We start from the raw sequence: 14,315 nt of genomic DNA on the forward strand, positions 1-14,315 counted from the left end.
CGGTCAGCCCTTGCAGGACGCGGTTCGCTCGGCCCCGTCGTGGAACTCGACCGGGTGGTGGTCGGACTGGGCGATCTTCACGCAGCGCCAGGCCCGGTACCCGGGGGGTTGGGCGGCGGAAGCGACTCCCCAGTCGAGCTCGGAGCGGCTGTGGGTGGGCTGGCCGCTGCGGTAGATCACGCCTGCGGGGAGGCTGGGCACGGCGCTGGTCTCGATGTTCATGTCGCCCAGCAGCAGCCACGGGACGGGCGTGCCGTCGGCGGCCGTGCTGTGCGTGTTGACCTGCGTGACCTTCGTCCGCACGTCTTCCAGGGAGAACTGGTCTTGACCGGGGGTGGCGTGCATGGTCCAGATGAACCCCTCGCTGAACTTCAGCCCGAACGCCGCGCGGAAGAGGCGGCCGTTGCGGCTCGGGGGCACGATCACGCAGCGCGGGATCAGTTCCGGGTCGGCCTTGGTGGCGATGCCCAGGTGCTTGCCGGTGTTGCGCCGCTGGTCGAGGATGGTGACGTAGAAGTACTCGCGCTGGTACTTGTACCGGTACACCGGCAGCTTCTGCGTGCCCACCGGGTCCACGGTGTCGCAGTCGATCTTCCGGAACGGCCTGCCCGAGGGGATCTTGACCTCTTGCAGCGCGACCACCGTGTGGTCCTTCATGAGCTTGCCGATGTCGGACAGGCTGCGCTCGTAGGTGTTGAAGGTGGCCGTCGTGCCCCAGTCCGTCGGGTCCGCGGCCGCCACACCGGGCACCGCCACCAACCCGACGAACAGTGCCAGCACCGCGGAAACCGCCCGGTTGCGTGACTTCATCGCGCCTCCGATCCTCTCGGGCCCATGCTGCTGGCCCGCCGTCCCGGTGCGCCAGGTCAGCCACCCGGCCCGTCCCGCGTCACCCGTTCCCGCCGGTCGACACCACCCTCCGCGAACGCCCGACGCCCCGGACCTTGATCAACTAGGGTGGTCGGCGTGGACGAGGCGCGCGGATCGGGAGTCGAACGGCACGAGTCGCGGCACGACGGGTTCGTGCCCGCGGCGGGGCTGTCCTCGGCGGCGGCCGACGCGATCGAGCGGCACGTCGAGCGGTACCTGGGGCCGGTCGAGTACGTGCTGCACGAGTTCGTGTCGCACCTGGTCGAGGCGCACGTGCTGGTCACCGGGCCGACCGCGGACCGGCCGTACCGGAGCCTGGTCACCGCGGGCATGAGCGGCCGCCCCATGACCGTCCCCGACGGGGTGAACCCGTTCGCGGAGGTCATGACCACCGTCCCCGCCGCGTGGTCACCGTCCCCGGAGGACTGGCCGGTGCGGGTCCTCAAGCAGGTCGCGCGGCTGCCGCACGAGTACGGCACGTGGGTCGGCGAGTGGCACTCCCTGCCCAACGGCGAGCCGTACACGCCCGACACCCCGTTCGCCGGGGTCGTCGTCGCACCGATGGTCACGGTCGCCCCCGAGGCGAGGGTCATCCACGTGGGGGACGGCACCGCGATCGACCTGCTGGCCTTGGTCCCGTTGCACCCCGCCGAGGTGGCGTTGAAGGTCGACCGCGGCACCCAGGCCCTCGTCGAGGTGCTGGACGAGGGCGGCGTCACCGAACTGCTCGACCCGGACCGCCCCTCGCTGCTCGACTAGCCTGTCTGGTTTGTCGGCTCACCTGCCCGGGTAGCACCCGCCCATGAGCACCGACGGCTATCCCGCGGACCTGAGCCAGGCCGAGGCCCTCGACGAGGACAACCTCCGGGTCGACCCCCTGGAGGAAGGCGTGGAACCCCCGGAGCGGTGGGCCGAGGCCGACCGGTTCGGCATGACGGTCGCCGAGCAGCGGGCGGGCGAGACCCTGGACCAGCGCCTGGCGGAGGAGGAGCCGGACGTGGCCCCGGATGACAGCCCGGGCCCGGACACCCCCTTGCGCGAGGTCGACGACCGCATCGACACCCGCACGGACGACCTCGACGACCCCGCCCCACCCGAACCCCACCAACCCCTGCGCACCGAAGCCGAACGAGACGGGCGTTCCGCCGACGAAGCGGGTGGCTCGGTGGCGGAGGCGCTGCGGGAGGGCAGGTGACCTTCGAACTCCCCGGCGGTGGGGAATTCCGCGCCGCCCAAGGGAACCCTTGACCCTCGGGCGATCATGGGGGAGTGGAGAGCCGCAACCACCTGATCGGCGACGTGGGCCAGGCCGTCATGGCCGGCGCGATCCACGGGGGCGTCCACCTGCACGCCGCCGCGCCGTCCGGTCCCCACCGGTACGACCAACTCCCGCTGCGCGCCGCCGCGTTCCAGGCGCGCGACCTGCCCTTGGGTGACGGCTGCACGATCCTGGTCGGCATGGGCGGGGCGGGCAAGACCCAGATCGCCGCCGACGCCGCGCACCGGGCGCGGGCCGAGGGGATCGAGCCCGTTTGGATCATCGCGGGGTCGCGGGACCAGGTGAAGGCCGCCTACGCCGATCTCGCCGCGCGGGTCAGCGGGGTCGAGCGGAGCGTGGACGACGCCGTCCGCTGGTACCTGGGCTGGCTCGACGACCACCCCCACCTGATCGTCCTCGACGACGTCGCCGCGCCTGCCGACGTGCACGGGCTCATCCCCAGCGGTCGCGTCATCGTCACCACCCGCGATCGCGGCTCCGCTTGGCGCGCCGACGGTCGGGACATCGTCGAGGTCGACCTCTTCACCCACGACCAGGCCCGCGCGTGCCTGGCCTCTTGGCTGGAGGACCACCCCCACCTCCTCGACGGCGCCGACGACCTGGTCACCGAACTCGGCCACCTCCCGCTCGCCGTCGCCCACGCGGGCGCCTACCTGGTCGACCTCGGCATCACCTGCGCCGACTACCTCGACCGCTTCCGCGCCCACCACTCCCGCCTGCCTGACCTGTTCCCCGACGACCACGACCGCGTCGTCGCCACCACCTGGACCCTGTCCATCGCCCGAGCCAACGAACGTCGACCCGTCGGCTTGGCCCTCCCGCTCATGCGCCTGCTGTCGTTCCTCGACCCGGCGGGCATCCCGCTGCAACTCCTCACTTCGCCGACCCTGCACGAGTACCTGGGAGCCGACAAGACCCAGGTCCACGACGCCGCCCACGGCCTGGCCCGGCTGAACCTGCTCTCGATCGACACCCACCCGGCCGCCGCCGGGGTCGCCATCTGCCTGCACGCGCTCGTGCAACGCGCCACCCGCGAAGCTGGCCCGCCGGACGCCGAGATCGAGACCGCCGCCGAGGCGCTGTGCGAGATCTGGCCGGACGTGGAAACCGACGCCGCCCTCGCGGACGCGCTGCGCCACAACGCGACCGCGCTCGGCCGCAACGCCGAACAGGCCCACCCGAATCCACTGTGGACACCGAAACCGCACGACGCGCTGATCCTCGCGGGCCGCAGCTGGAAGAACGCTGGGCAGTTCACCGCCGCGCGCGACCACTTCACCGCCCTGCTCGACTACGGCACCAGGGTCCTCGAACTCGACGCCGCCGACTGCTGGCCGGTTCGCTACTTCCTCGCCGACATCCGCGGCCACACCGGCGACGCGACCGGCGCGGCGCGGGATTGCCGGGCCCTGCTGGCGGAGCTGGATCCCGACGAGCGCACCGCCTTGGCCGTGCGCGGTGACATCGCTCGCTGGGTGGGTGAGGCGGGTGACGCCAAAGGCGCGTCCGGTGAACTGCGGGCGTTGTTGGCGGACCAGGAGCGAATGCTGCCACCCGACGACCGCGAGACGCTGACCAACCGAGCCAACATCGCCCACCTCCGGGGCGTCACAGGGGATGTCGCGGGCGCGTTGGCCGAACTCAGAGCTGTCCTGGGCGTCCGCGAACGCGTTCTGGGCGTCGACCACCCCGATACCCTCGGTACCCGCCACCGCCTCGCCTACTTCCGCGACGCCTCGGGCGACAGCGCGGGCGCCTTGGTCGACGGTCTCGAGTTGCTGACCGACCTACAGCGGGTCTTCGGGCCGGACCACCCGGACGTTCTCCTCGCCCGCGCCAACGCCGCGGGCTACCGCGGCGGGGCAGGTGATCCCGCCGGTGCCGTGGCCGAGTTCGAGGTGCTGGTGGCTGATCGCCTGCGCCTGTTCCCGCCGGACCACCCCGCCACGCTGCACGACCGCGAGAACCTCGCCTACTGGCGCGGTCAGAGCGGTGACCTCCATGGCGCGTTGACCGCCTACCGCGCGCTGCTGGCCGACCGCGAGCGGATCCTGGGGCCCGGCCACCTGCACACCGTCGAGTGCAGACTCGGTGTCGCCGTGCTGCGCCACCGCGCCGGTGACGCGATCGGCGCGCTGGATGACCTCGACGCGGTGGTGGCGGGCAGGCACCGGCTGGTGGGGCCCGACGACAAGCTGACCCTCAGCCTCCGGCGGGCCGCCGCCACCTGGCGATTCGAGTCCGGGGACCCGGTGAGTGCGCTGGCCGAGGCCCGAGCCCTCGCCGCCGATCAGGCGCGGGTGCTGGGTCCGGACCACCCCGAGACCTCGGCGACCCGCTACCACCTCGCGGTGTGGCGGCAGGCGAGCGGGGACACCGCGGGTGCGCTCGCCGATTTCGAAGCCCTGCTGCCAGACCAGCGACAGGGGCTGGGACACGACCACCCCCAGACCCTGTCGACCCGCCACCACCTCATCCGGCTCGGCAGCGGCGACGCGAAAGCGAAGCACGCCGCGATCGGGGCGTTGTTGCTGGATTTCGTCGCGGTGTTCGGCGCCGACGACCCGCAGACCCTGATGGTGCGCGACGACCTCGCGTACCAACGCGCCCAGTGTGGCGACCTCGCGGGCGCGCTGGCCGATTTCGAAGCCCTGCTCCCCGAGGAGGAGCGCGTCTTGGGCGCCGATCACCCGACCAGCATCGGCACCCGCCACTACATCTCCGTGCTCAGGTCAGGTCGCGCCTGAGGTCTGTCGGGCCAGCATCCTCAGCACCCCGTCCACGCTTCCCGTGCGGTGGAACGCTTCCCGCTGCCGGTGAGCCCCGTCTCCGTTGTGCGTCAGGAAGCTCAGCGTCTCCTCCACGAACGGCAGCTCCCCGGACGCCTTCAACGACGCCGAGTGCCGGTCCACCAGATCCCGGACCACCGCCATCGCCTCCCGCAGCGTCCCCGTGCGCGGGTCCGGCACCGACGCCACCAGCCCGTCCTTCGCCGCCCGCCACTGCGCCGCGCTGATCACCGTGCCCGGTACCCGCGGCGCCGGGTCCGGCGACTCCACCGCCTCCGCGACCAGGCACCGCACCAGCACCGCCAGCAGGGCCGCCTCCTCGACCGTGCCCAGCACGTCCGCGACCCGCACCTCCACCGTCGGCTGCGCCTCCGACGGCCGCACGTCCCAATACACCATCTTCCGGTCCATCGCCGCCCCCACCTCCAGCAGCCGACCCACGATGTCCTCGTACTCCTCGACCGAGTCCACATAGGGCGGCGGGCCCGCCGACGGCCACCGGCCCCACAGCACGTGCCGGGTCGACGCGTAGCCCGTGTCCACGCCGCCCTGGAACGCCGAGTTGCCGCTCACCGCCAGCAGCGCCGGCAGCCACGGCCGCAGGTGGTTCGCGACCCGCAGTCCGGCTGCTCGGTCTTCGACGCCCACGTGCACGTGGCACCCGCAGGTCAGGTCCGCGAAGATGAACGGCCCCACGTGCCGGGCGATCCGGTGGTAGCGGGTGCCCGGGCCGATCTCCGAGATGTCGCGCTGCGCGTGCGGCACGGTGCCCGCCGCGATCAGCACCGCGTCCCGCTCCGCCGCCGCGTCCGCCAGCCGGGCGCGCAGCGCCGCCAGCTCGCCGCGGATCTCCTCGGCGTGCCGCAGCACACCCGTCGCCGACTCGACCTGGCAGCGCAGCAGCTCCGGCTTCAGGTCGACGTCCGTGATACCCGCCACCGCCTCGGGGCCTTGGTCGACCAGGTCGCCGTCCGCGTCCACCAAGAAGAATTCCTCTTCCACACCGACTGTGTAATCCTGCTCAGCCAAAGCCGCTCCTCGAAACGTACTGGTCAGCGGCCGAATGGCCCCGTCTCGAAGGCAGAAGTACCCATCCCCGCGCCCGCTCACCCGGTGACATAGTGGGGGGATGCCTACCCGAGTACGCGAGACCGAACGCAAGTACGAGGCGCCCGCCGACTTCGCGCTGCCGGACCTCACCGCGGCCGAACCCGTGCACACCACCTCGGGCCCCGTCCGGTCCGAACTGGACGCCACCTACTTCGACACCGCCGACCTCCGGCTGGCCCGCGCGGGCATCACCCTGCGCAGGCGCACCGGCGGCAGCGACGCGGGCTGGCACGCCAAACTGCCCGTCGCCCCCGACGTGCGCGACGAGATCCGGGTGCCGCTCGGCCGGGCCAAGACCCGCGTGCCCGAGGACCTCGCGGTCCTCGTCCGCGCCCACACCCTCGGCGCGCCGCTGGCCCCGGTCGTCCGGATCACCACCGAGCGGCACGAGTGGGAGCTCAAGGACGCCGACGGCGGCACCATCGCGTTACTGGCCGACGACCGCGTCACGGCCCACCCCGTCGACGACGAGCCGCACGCCTGGCGCGAACTGGAGGTCGAGGCCACCGACCGCGACGTCCTGGCCGCCGTCGGCGCCGTCCTCGGCGCCCAACCGGCCCAGTCCACCTCCAAGCTCGCCCAGGCCCTCGGCGACCGCGCCAAGACCACCCGCAGGCCCGACCTGCCCACCGACCCCACCGCCGCCGACGTCGCCCTCGACTACCTGCGCGCCCAGGCCGCCGCCCTGCGCGCCCACGACACCGGCGTCCGCCTCGACACCGACGACGCCGTCCACCAGTTCCGCGTCGCCGCCCGACGGCTCCGCAGCGCCCTGCGCTCCTTCCGGCCGCTGCTCGACCGCGACCGGGTCAACGCCCTGCGCGTCGAGCTGAAGTGGCTCGCGGGCGAGGCCGCGGTCGCCCGCGACACCGAGGTGCTGACCGGCGAACTCCAGGCCGAACTGGCCGCACTGCCCACCGAGAACGTCCTCGGCCCCGTCTCCGCGCACCTCACCGCCGAACTCGGCCGCGCCGCCGCCAACGGCCGGACCCAGGTGCTGTCCGCTGTGGACAGTGACCGCTACCTGGCGCTGCTCACCGACCTCGACGCCTTCCTCACCGCACCGCCCTGGACCAAGCGCGCCACCCGACCCGCCGCGCGGGAACTGCGCAAACCCATCCGCAAGGCCTGGCGTGCCCTGGCCGCTTCCGTCGCAGCCGTCGACGCCACTACGAACCCCACCGATCGCGACAGCGCACTGCACCAGGCCCGCAAGGATGCCAAGAAGGCCCGCTACACCGCCGAGGCCGTCGCCCCCGTATTCGGTGCGAAGCTCGACACCTGGCGCAAGCACATCAAGAGTGCTCAGAAACCACTAGGACTCCACCAAGATGCCGTAGTAGCCCGCACGACTTTGCGCGACATCGGCGTCCGGGCATACCTTTCCGGCGACAACGCCTTCACCTACGGCCTGCTGCACGCCCGTCAGGACGCGCGAGCCGCCCGAGCCGAGACCGAGTTCACCCGGGAGTGGAAACGACTGCGCCGCGCCCGGGCGCCGCGCTGGCTGCGGTGACGCGCCGTTTTGCCGGAGTTCACCGGTGGTACCCACCAGGTGACCGACAGACGCTTGTCCGAGAAGGGGCCCATCGTGGACGACGGCACCTATGTCTTGTTCCTGGTCCTCGGTATCGCACTCGTGGTGGTGGACGGGCAGATCATCTACCGCAGCGGGCTGAGGTACCTGTCCGACTCCTACGGCGACCCCGGGTCGGCGCGATCGATGGCCCGCCTGGTGTCGGTGCTGTTCCACTTCGCCGTGCTCGGCGTCCTCGCGCTGATCTCCGCCATCGACATCGGCGGTGACACCGTGCTGATGGCCGTCGTGCGACGCCTCGGCGTGGTTCTGCTGCTGCTGGCCGTGGCCCACGCGCTCACCATCCGCATGCTCACCCGGATGAGGGACCGCCTCGACGCGGAGAACCTCACCAAGCAGCGCCAAGAGCACATGCAGACGCACGGCGTCCCGCTCGACCCGAGCGCTCCGACCCCGCCCAGCGGTGCCATCGACAGCGAGGCCATCGCCCGCGCCAACGGCAACGCCGAGACCCGCCTGTCCCGCGCCCCCGGCGCCGAGCCCGGCATCGGCACCGTGCCCACCGGCCCGGACGCCGCGGTGCCCGGGCAGGACGTGCCGGTGCAGCAGCGCCGCGCCGTGAAACCGAACCTGGGCACCGAGGCGGTCGCGCGCCGCGGCGGCACCGTGGGACCCGAGGAGCTCTGATGTCGCAGCCGCGGCCCGCGCCCAAGCGGGCCGCGGTTCCCCTCGCTCTGGCCGCACTGGCCACCGCCCCCGGCGTCTACCTCGGCGCCACCGGAACCCACCTCGCCCCGCCGCTGGCCGCGGCCCTGTTCGGCATCGCCGTGATCGGGGCCGCGTTCGTGCTGTCCTGGGTCGCCGAAGCCATCCAGGTCGACATCTCCGCCGGGCTCGCGATCACCGTGCTGGCGCTGATCGCGGTGCTGCCCGAGTACGCCGTCGACTTCGTCTTCGCCTCCGAGGGCGGCAACGCCTTCGCCGAACACGGGCCGACCTGCGTCCCACCGGGCTCACCCGACCACTCCAGCTGCGGGCTCGCCCTGGCCAACATGACCGGCGCCAACCGGATCCTCGTCGGCGTCGGCTGGGCACTGGTCGTGCTGCTCGCCGCGTGGCGCGCGCACCGCGACCGGCTCCGCTCCGGCGACCACCGCAAGGCCCGCCACGCCTCCGAGACCCGCGTGTCCCTCGACCGCACCGACGCCGTCCCGCTGGCCTTCCTCGGCCTGGCCACCCTGTACTCGCTGACCCTGCCACTACGGCACAGCATCACCATCGTCGACGCCATCGTCCTGGTCGGCATCTTCGCCCTCTACGCGATCCGCGTCGCCAAAGCACCCGCCGGGGAACCCGACCTCGAAGGCGTCGCCGCGCTGCTGGGCGGCCAGCCCAAGGCCCGGCGGCGGGTCAGCTGCGTCGCGCTGTTCGCCTTCGCGGCTGCGGTGATCCTGCTGGTGGCGGAGAACTTCGCGCACGCGCTCGTGCAGACGGGCACCGACCTCGGGGTCAGCCAGTTCTTCCTCGTCCAGTGGGTCGCGCCGCTGGCGTCGGAGGCGCCGGAGCTGCTCGTGGCGGGCCTGTACGCGTGGCGGCTCAAGACCACCGACGCGCTGGCCACGCTGGTGTCGTCCAAGGTCAACCAGTGGACGCTGCTGGTCGGCACGCTGCCCGTGGTGTTCGCCGTGGCCGCGGGCTCCACCGCCGGGCTGCCCATCGACGCGGCCCAGCGCGACGAACTGCTGCTCACCGCCGCCCAGTCGCTGTTCGCGGTGGCCCTGCTGATCCGCCTGTCGATCACCGTGCGCGGCGCGCTCGTGCTGCTGGGCCTGTTCCTGGCGCAGTTCGCCCTGACCGCGCTGCTACCCGCGTCGATCAAGGGCGTCGAGATCGTCGCCCTGTCGATCGTCTACCTGGTGCTGGCCGTGGGCGTCGCCGTCCACAAACGGGCCGACCTGCGCACGCTGGTCCGCGACGGGTTCCGCACGCCCTACCGCGACCTCGCGCACCACGAGGAGTCACCGGTGCGCGAAAAGGTGCGGGGCCAGTAGCGCCCGCCGGTCGGCGTGCACGCGGAACGACTGCCGCAACCCCGTCACGTCCAGCGGCCGCAGCACCGACCGCCGGTCCGCCACCAGCCGCAGGTCCACCGCCCGCGCCCGGGCCCGGTCGCGCACGTCCACCAGCACACCCAGCCCGGCCGCCGCCAGGAAGTCCACATCGGACAGGTCGACCACGAGCAGCAGCAGGTCCGGTGGCGCCAGCGCGCCGAGCAACGCCGCCCGCACCCGCGGCGCCGTGACCAGATCGATCTCGCCGCGCACCGCGGCCACCGCCGCCCACCGGCCCACGAGGTCCACCCGCGTGGCCACCGGGTACCGCGCGGGCGCGGCCCGCCGGGGCGCGGGGATCAGCTGGTTCGGGATTCGAGGTGCCATGCCGACCTCGGTTCGCGAGACGGGTGCCCCGGTGCCTGCCTGGGGTCTTCGAATCATAGAGCACCGCTGCCCGCGGACAAGGATCACGCGCTGGCTTCGCCCGATGGGCGCAGAAACACCGCTGGGCCGGGCGATCGATGGTGATTGGGTGTCACTGTGCACGGGTAGGTAAACGACAACGGCGGTGACCCGAGGAGAGAGCCGATGCTCCGACGCTGCTACCGACTCGCCTGGCTCGCGCTGGCCGCGGCCGTCGCCATCCTGGGCGTCGGCACCGGGGCGGTGCTGCTGCGCTCGTGGACCCTGCTGTTCCTCGGCGTCACCGCGGGCTGCCTGGCGATGGCCACGGCGGCGGCCCGCACCGACCCGGACAGCGCGCGCCCGGACCGCGGCACCGCGCTGCTGACCCTGCTGTTCTGCGCCGCGCTCGTCGGCGTCGCCGGGCTGGTCATGCTGGTCGAGTGGGTGGCGTTCGCGGTCGTCGGCGCGCTGGCCGCGGCGGCGTACCCGCTGTTCGGGCTGCGGGCCATGAGCACGTCGAGGCTGTGCGAGCGGTGGCGGACCGGGCTCGACACGCTCCGCGCCGCGCAGACGCCCCTCGCGGCCGCCGCGGTGGTCCGCGAACGGCAGAAGTGCCTGGACGAGCTGGAGCGCCGTGACCCGATCGGGTTCGCCCGGTGGTTGGAGACGCCCGGCGCGGACCCGGCGACGATCCTGCGCCCCCGGCAAGGGACCCGGTAGTGGCCCGCTGCCTGGTACTCGGCGCGGGCGGGTACGTCGGCACCCGGCTGGTCGCCGCGCTGGCGTCGGCCGGGCTCGCGGTGGTGGCGTCGTCGAGGACCATCGACGCGGAGGCCGTCCCGGTCGGGGTGCGGGTGGTGCGGTCGGACGCCCTCGACCTGGGGCCCGCCGAGCTGGAGGGCGTCGACGTCGTCTACCACCTGGTGCACTCGTTGTCGTCGCCGGACTTCGCGGTCCTGGACGAACGCATCGCCCGCGCGGTGGCCGAAGCGGCGGGCGCGGCCGGGGTGCGGCAGCTGGTCTACCTGGGTGGGCCGCGACCACGAGACGGTGAACCGTCCGACCACCTGGCGTCGCGGGCGCGCGTCGGGGACGTGTTCCTGGCGTGCCCGGTGCCCGCGCTGGTGCTCCAGGCGTCCATGATCATCGGCGCCGGGTCGGCCAGCTTCGAGTTGCTGGCCCGCGCGGCTCGGGGTGGTCCGGTCATCCCCAACCCGGCGTTCCTGCGCAACCGCAGCAGGCCGATTGCCCTCGATGACGTGATCCGCCACCTGCTGGCGGCCACGGGGGAGCCGGTGAACGGCTGCTACGACATCGGTGGGCCGGAGGTGTTGACGTACTGGGACCTCATCCAACGGTGCGCCCGGGCGGCGGGGCTCCCGCGTCGCGTGCCGCTGCCTGCCGCGTTCCCCACGTCCCTCGCCGCCGCGGCGACCCCGGATACCTTGACCCGCGCGCTGCTGGAATCCCTCCAGCACGACCTGGTGCCCAGCGCTGTCCTGCCGCTCGACGGCCGCACGAGCGTCGACCGGGCCCTGCGGCAAGCTCTCGACATCCCCACGCCGCCGCTCCCGCCCGCCGACGGTGCGCTCACCGATCACCAGACCCTCCAGGTCCATGCCGATCCCGCCGCCCTCTGGCACGCGATCACCACCCGCGGCGGCTCCGCCTTGCCCGCGTTGTGGGCCCTGCGTGGTGCGTTCGACCATGTCGCCGGTGGTCCGGGTCTGCACCGGAACCGCCCGCCCCATCCGAGGGCGGGGGACATCGTGGACAGCTGGACGGTCGTTCACCGCGACGACGACACCCGCGAACTCCACCTGCACGCGGACATGCGCCTGCCGGGTAGGGCGTGGCTCACCCTGCGCGCGGAACCGGGGGCCGCTCCGGGGGAGAGCGTGTTGCGTCAGACGACCACTTTCGCCCCCGATGGCCTGCTGGGGCACCTCTACTGGCGTGCGCAGAAACCGGCGCATGTCCTCGTGTTCACCCTGATGGCGCACAGCCTCGCCCGCACCGCCGAGACCGCGCGGCGGGGGAGCGGCCGGTCCGGTTGAATGGCGGGGTCCGCCTACCGCCGGTGAAAGGTTCCCCTGTGGACGATCGACTCGCCGTACTCGCCGCCGCGCACGGGGTCGCCGTGGAGTACGAGAACGGTGCGCGGCAACGGGTCGAGGTCGATCCGGCCGTGGTGCGGGCGATCCTCGACGAGCTCGGCGCGGACGGGCCACCGGCTGCCGGCGCGGTGCCGACGGTGGTGCGGCAGGGGAGTCGCGCGGAGGTCGGGCACGGCACGGTGCTGCTGGAGACCGGTGCGGAGGTCGCCGTGCACGGCACCCTGCCGGAACTGCCGCTCGGCTGGCACACGCTGCGCGTCGAGGGGCGTGAGACGTCTCTCGCCGTTACGCCCGCGGCGCTGCCCCCGGTGCCGCGGACTTGGGGGTGGATGACGCAGCTCTACGCCATCCACACGCCTGACTCCTGGGGGATCGGTGACTACGCGGACCTGGGGGCGTTGGTCCGTCGGGCGGTCGCGGACGAGGCGGGCGCGGTCTTGGTCAGTCCCGTTGCCGCGGGTGCGCTCACCCATCCGGTGCGGAAGTCGCCGTACTCGCCGTCGAGCCGCCGGTTCCTCAACCCGCTGCACCTCTCGGTCGCGGACCTGCCCGAGTTCCGCGACGCCGACGCGGCGCTCCGCGCGCGGGTCCTGGCCGCCAAGCCGGCCCTCGGGGAGCAGATCGACCACGACGCCGTGTGGGCGGCGAAAACCGGCGCCTTCGACCTGCTCACCCCGCGTCTGCCCGATCTGGGGTCACTTGATCGGGCAACCCTCGACTACGCGACGTACAGCGCGTTGGCCGAACTGCACGGCCCCGACTGGCGCGTCTGGCCCGCGGGGCTGCGCCACCCGGGCCGCCCGGAGGTCGCCGCCGCCCGCCGTGAACTCGCCGGTCGGGTCGCCTTCCACGCCTGGCTCCAGCAGCGCGCGGCCGAGCAGCTGGCCGCCGTGCACGAGGCCGCGCGCGGCATGGCGGTCGGCGTCATCCACGACCTTCCCGTCGGCGTCGACCCTGGTGGCGCCGACGGCTGGTCGCTCCAGGACGTCCTGGCCTCACGCGTGACTGTCGGCGCCCCACCGGACGCCTTCAGCCCGCTCGGCCAGGACTGGGTGCTCCCGCCGCTGCGGCCCGACCGCCTCGCCGCGACCGGGTACCTGCCGTTCCGCGACATGATCCGAGCCGTCCTCACCCACGGCGACGGCATCCGGGTCGACCACGTCGCGGGGCTTTGGCGGCTCTGGTGGATCCCACCGGGCGAGTCGCCCGATCGAGGGACATACGTGCACTACGACGCCGAGGCGATGCTCGGTGTCCTCCTGCTCGAAGCGCACCGCGCCAACGCCGTCGTCATCGGGGAGGACCTGGGGACGGTGCCCGAGCACATCACCCGGACCCTGCACGACACGGGTGTCCTGAGCTGTGCCGTGGCTTGGTTCCAGCGTGACCGGGCGGGCAACCCGCTGCCGTCGGCGGAGTACCCGACCCAGGCCGCCGCGAGCATCTCGACCCACGACCTACCCACCGCCACCGGCTTCCTGACCGGCGAACACGTCCGGGTCCGCGCGGAGTTGGGCCTGCTCACAGACCCCGAACAGGAAGCCGAAACCGCCAAGGCCGAACGACAGGCGATCATCGACCTGCTGGGTGCGGAGGGGCTGCTCCCCGAGGAACCGACGACGGACGACATCGTCGCGGCCCTGCACCGGTTCATCGCGCGCACCCCGTGCACGCTGGTCTTCGCCGCGCCGCAGGACCTGATCGGGGAACCCCGGCAACCCAACCTGCCGGGCACCATCGACCAGTACCCGAACTGGCGCCTCCCCCTACCCCTCGACGTCGAGACCCTGATGAACCACCCCGCCGTCCGAGCCGCCACCACCACCTTCCGCACCCGCTGACCCAGCGCCGACGATCCCGTCCGCTGGGTAGCTCGGTCGGGCGCGCGGGGATACCGGTCGTGAACCGGCGGCCAGCCGGCCGACCCCGGGCATGACCGGACCCTGATGGGCGGCGCGGCGACTCCCTCTCGCCGTGGACCAGCCTGCCCGCTGCGCCACCTCGGACGAGGCGGGCCGCACCGTCGGGCCGCTCCAGTGCCTGCGGCGGGCGTGCTGTTGCCTGAGCCCGTGGACCTGCCGGGGGCGGTGCGCGATCTCAACCGCGGTGTACCCAGCCATGTCAGGGATAGCGGACCAGCGTGCTACCGCTGTT

Annotated in this window: 12 protein-coding genes; 9 read left to right on the top strand and 3 right to left on the bottom strand. The window is 73.0% G+C overall.

Annotation, left to right across the window (positions count from 1 at the left end):
- Nucleotides 1-3: 3 nt before the first annotated feature.
- Nucleotides 4-810, bottom strand: coding sequence for an exonuclease/endonuclease/phosphatase family protein (locus CLV40_RS00265; protein WP_104475742.1), 807 nt, complete (start codon nt 808-810; stop codon nt 4-6).
- Between the two features lie 156 nt (nt 811-966).
- On the opposite strand from CLV40_RS00265, the gene CLV40_RS00270 reads away from it, so the two are divergent.
- The 3 genes from CLV40_RS00270 (at nt 967) to CLV40_RS00280 (ending at nt 4,896) form a co-directional block, all read left to right on the top strand.
- Complete coding sequence (locus CLV40_RS00270; RefSeq protein WP_104476680.1) at nt 967-1,629, top strand: suppressor of fused domain protein; 663 nt, start codon at nt 967-969, stop codon at nt 1,627-1,629.
- A 43-nt stretch (nt 1,630-1,672) separates the two neighbouring features.
- A complete protein-coding gene (locus CLV40_RS00275; RefSeq protein WP_104475744.1) occupies nt 1,673-2,065 on the top strand; it encodes a hypothetical protein in 393 nt (130 codons plus the stop codon).
- A 74-nt stretch (nt 2,066-2,139) separates the two neighbouring features.
- The gene (locus CLV40_RS00280) at nt 2,140-4,896 is read left to right on the top strand and encodes a tetratricopeptide repeat protein (RefSeq protein WP_146107862.1); all 2,757 of its coding nucleotides are present in this window, start codon (nt 2,140-2,142) and stop codon (nt 4,894-4,896) included.
- On the opposite strand, the gene CLV40_RS00285 is transcribed toward CLV40_RS00280, so the two are convergent.
- Complete coding sequence (locus CLV40_RS00285; protein ID WP_104475746.1) at nt 4,882-5,967, bottom strand: carboxylate-amine ligase; 1,086 nt, start codon at nt 5,965-5,967, stop codon at nt 4,882-4,884. The two genes, CLV40_RS00280 and CLV40_RS00285, sit on opposite strands and share 15 nt — an antisense overlap.
- 100 nt (nt 5,968-6,067) lie before the next feature.
- On the opposite strand from CLV40_RS00285, the gene CLV40_RS00290 reads away from it, so the two are divergent.
- From CLV40_RS00290 to CLV40_RS00300, 3 genes are read left to right on the top strand one after another with little or no spacing between them, the layout of a single operon-like run.
- Nucleotides 6,068-7,564 carry a CYTH and CHAD domain-containing protein gene (locus CLV40_RS00290; RefSeq protein WP_104475748.1) on the top strand — a complete coding sequence of 499 codons (1,497 nt, stop codon included), beginning with the start codon at nt 6,068-6,070 and terminating at the stop codon, nt 7,562-7,564.
- Between the two features lie 39 nt (nt 7,565-7,603).
- The gene (locus CLV40_RS40485) at nt 7,604-8,272 is read left to right on the top strand and encodes a hypothetical protein (RefSeq protein WP_146107863.1); all 669 of its coding nucleotides are present in this window, start codon (nt 7,604-7,606) and stop codon (nt 8,270-8,272) included.
- Nucleotides 8,272-9,636, top strand: coding sequence for a sodium:proton exchanger (locus CLV40_RS00300; protein ID WP_104475751.1), 1,365 nt, complete (start codon nt 8,272-8,274; stop codon nt 9,634-9,636). Before CLV40_RS40485 ends, CLV40_RS00300 begins: the two co-directional genes overlap by 1 nt.
- Here CLV40_RS00300 and CLV40_RS00305 read toward each other — a convergent pair.
- Nucleotides 9,604-10,023, bottom strand: a complete 420-nt coding sequence (locus CLV40_RS00305) for an anti-sigma factor antagonist (RefSeq protein WP_181043236.1) — start codon at nt 10,021-10,023, stop codon at nt 9,604-9,606. The genes CLV40_RS00300 and CLV40_RS00305 overlap by 33 nt on opposite strands.
- 204 nt (nt 10,024-10,227) lie before the next feature.
- Between CLV40_RS00305 and CLV40_RS00310 the strand changes: the two genes are divergently transcribed.
- From CLV40_RS00310 to malQ, 3 genes are read left to right on the top strand one after another with little or no spacing between them, the layout of a single operon-like run.
- Nucleotides 10,228-10,764, top strand: a complete 537-nt coding sequence (locus CLV40_RS00310; protein WP_104475755.1) for a hypothetical protein — start codon at nt 10,228-10,230, stop codon at nt 10,762-10,764.
- Nucleotides 10,764-12,101 carry a DUF2867 domain-containing protein gene (locus CLV40_RS00315; RefSeq protein WP_181043237.1) on the top strand — a complete coding sequence of 446 codons (1,338 nt, stop codon included), beginning with the start codon at nt 10,764-10,766 and terminating at the stop codon, nt 12,099-12,101. The genes CLV40_RS00310 and CLV40_RS00315 overlap by 1 nt, the downstream gene beginning before the upstream one ends.
- Before the next feature lie 38 nt (nt 12,102-12,139).
- Complete coding sequence (gene malQ / locus CLV40_RS00320; RefSeq protein ID WP_104475759.1) at nt 12,140-14,002, top strand: 4-alpha-glucanotransferase; 1,863 nt, start codon at nt 12,140-12,142, stop codon at nt 14,000-14,002.
- Nucleotides 14,003-14,315: the final 313 nt, after the last annotated feature.

Origin of the sequence: Actinokineospora auranticolor, assembly GCF_002934265.1 — a bacterium.
In the GTDB taxonomy this organism is placed as follows: Bacteria; Actinomycetota; Actinomycetes; order Mycobacteriales; family Pseudonocardiaceae; genus Actinokineospora; species Actinokineospora auranticolor.

What these genes read in the sequence shown, in the direction of transcription:
- CLV40_RS00265 (WP_104475742.1), bottom strand. Translation starts at nt 810, where the DNA reads ATGAAGTCACGCAACCGGGCGGTTTCCGCGGTGCTGGCACTGTTCGTC.
- CLV40_RS00275 (WP_104475744.1), top strand. Translation starts at nt 1,673, where the DNA reads ATGAGCACCGACGGCTATCCCGCGGACCTGAGCCAGGCCGAGGCCCTC.
- CLV40_RS00290 (WP_104475748.1), top strand. Translation starts at nt 6,068, where the DNA reads ATGCCTACCCGAGTACGCGAGACCGAACGCAAGTACGAGGCGCCCGCC.
- CLV40_RS00300 (WP_104475751.1), top strand. Translation starts at nt 8,272, where the DNA reads ATGTCGCAGCCGCGGCCCGCGCCCAAGCGGGCCGCGGTTCCCCTCGCT.
- CLV40_RS00305 (WP_181043236.1), bottom strand. Translation starts at nt 10,023, where the DNA reads ATGGCACCTCGAATCCCGAACCAGCTGATCCCCGCGCCCCGGCGGGCC.
- CLV40_RS00310 (WP_104475755.1), top strand. Translation starts at nt 10,228, where the DNA reads ATGCTCCGACGCTGCTACCGACTCGCCTGGCTCGCGCTGGCCGCGGCC.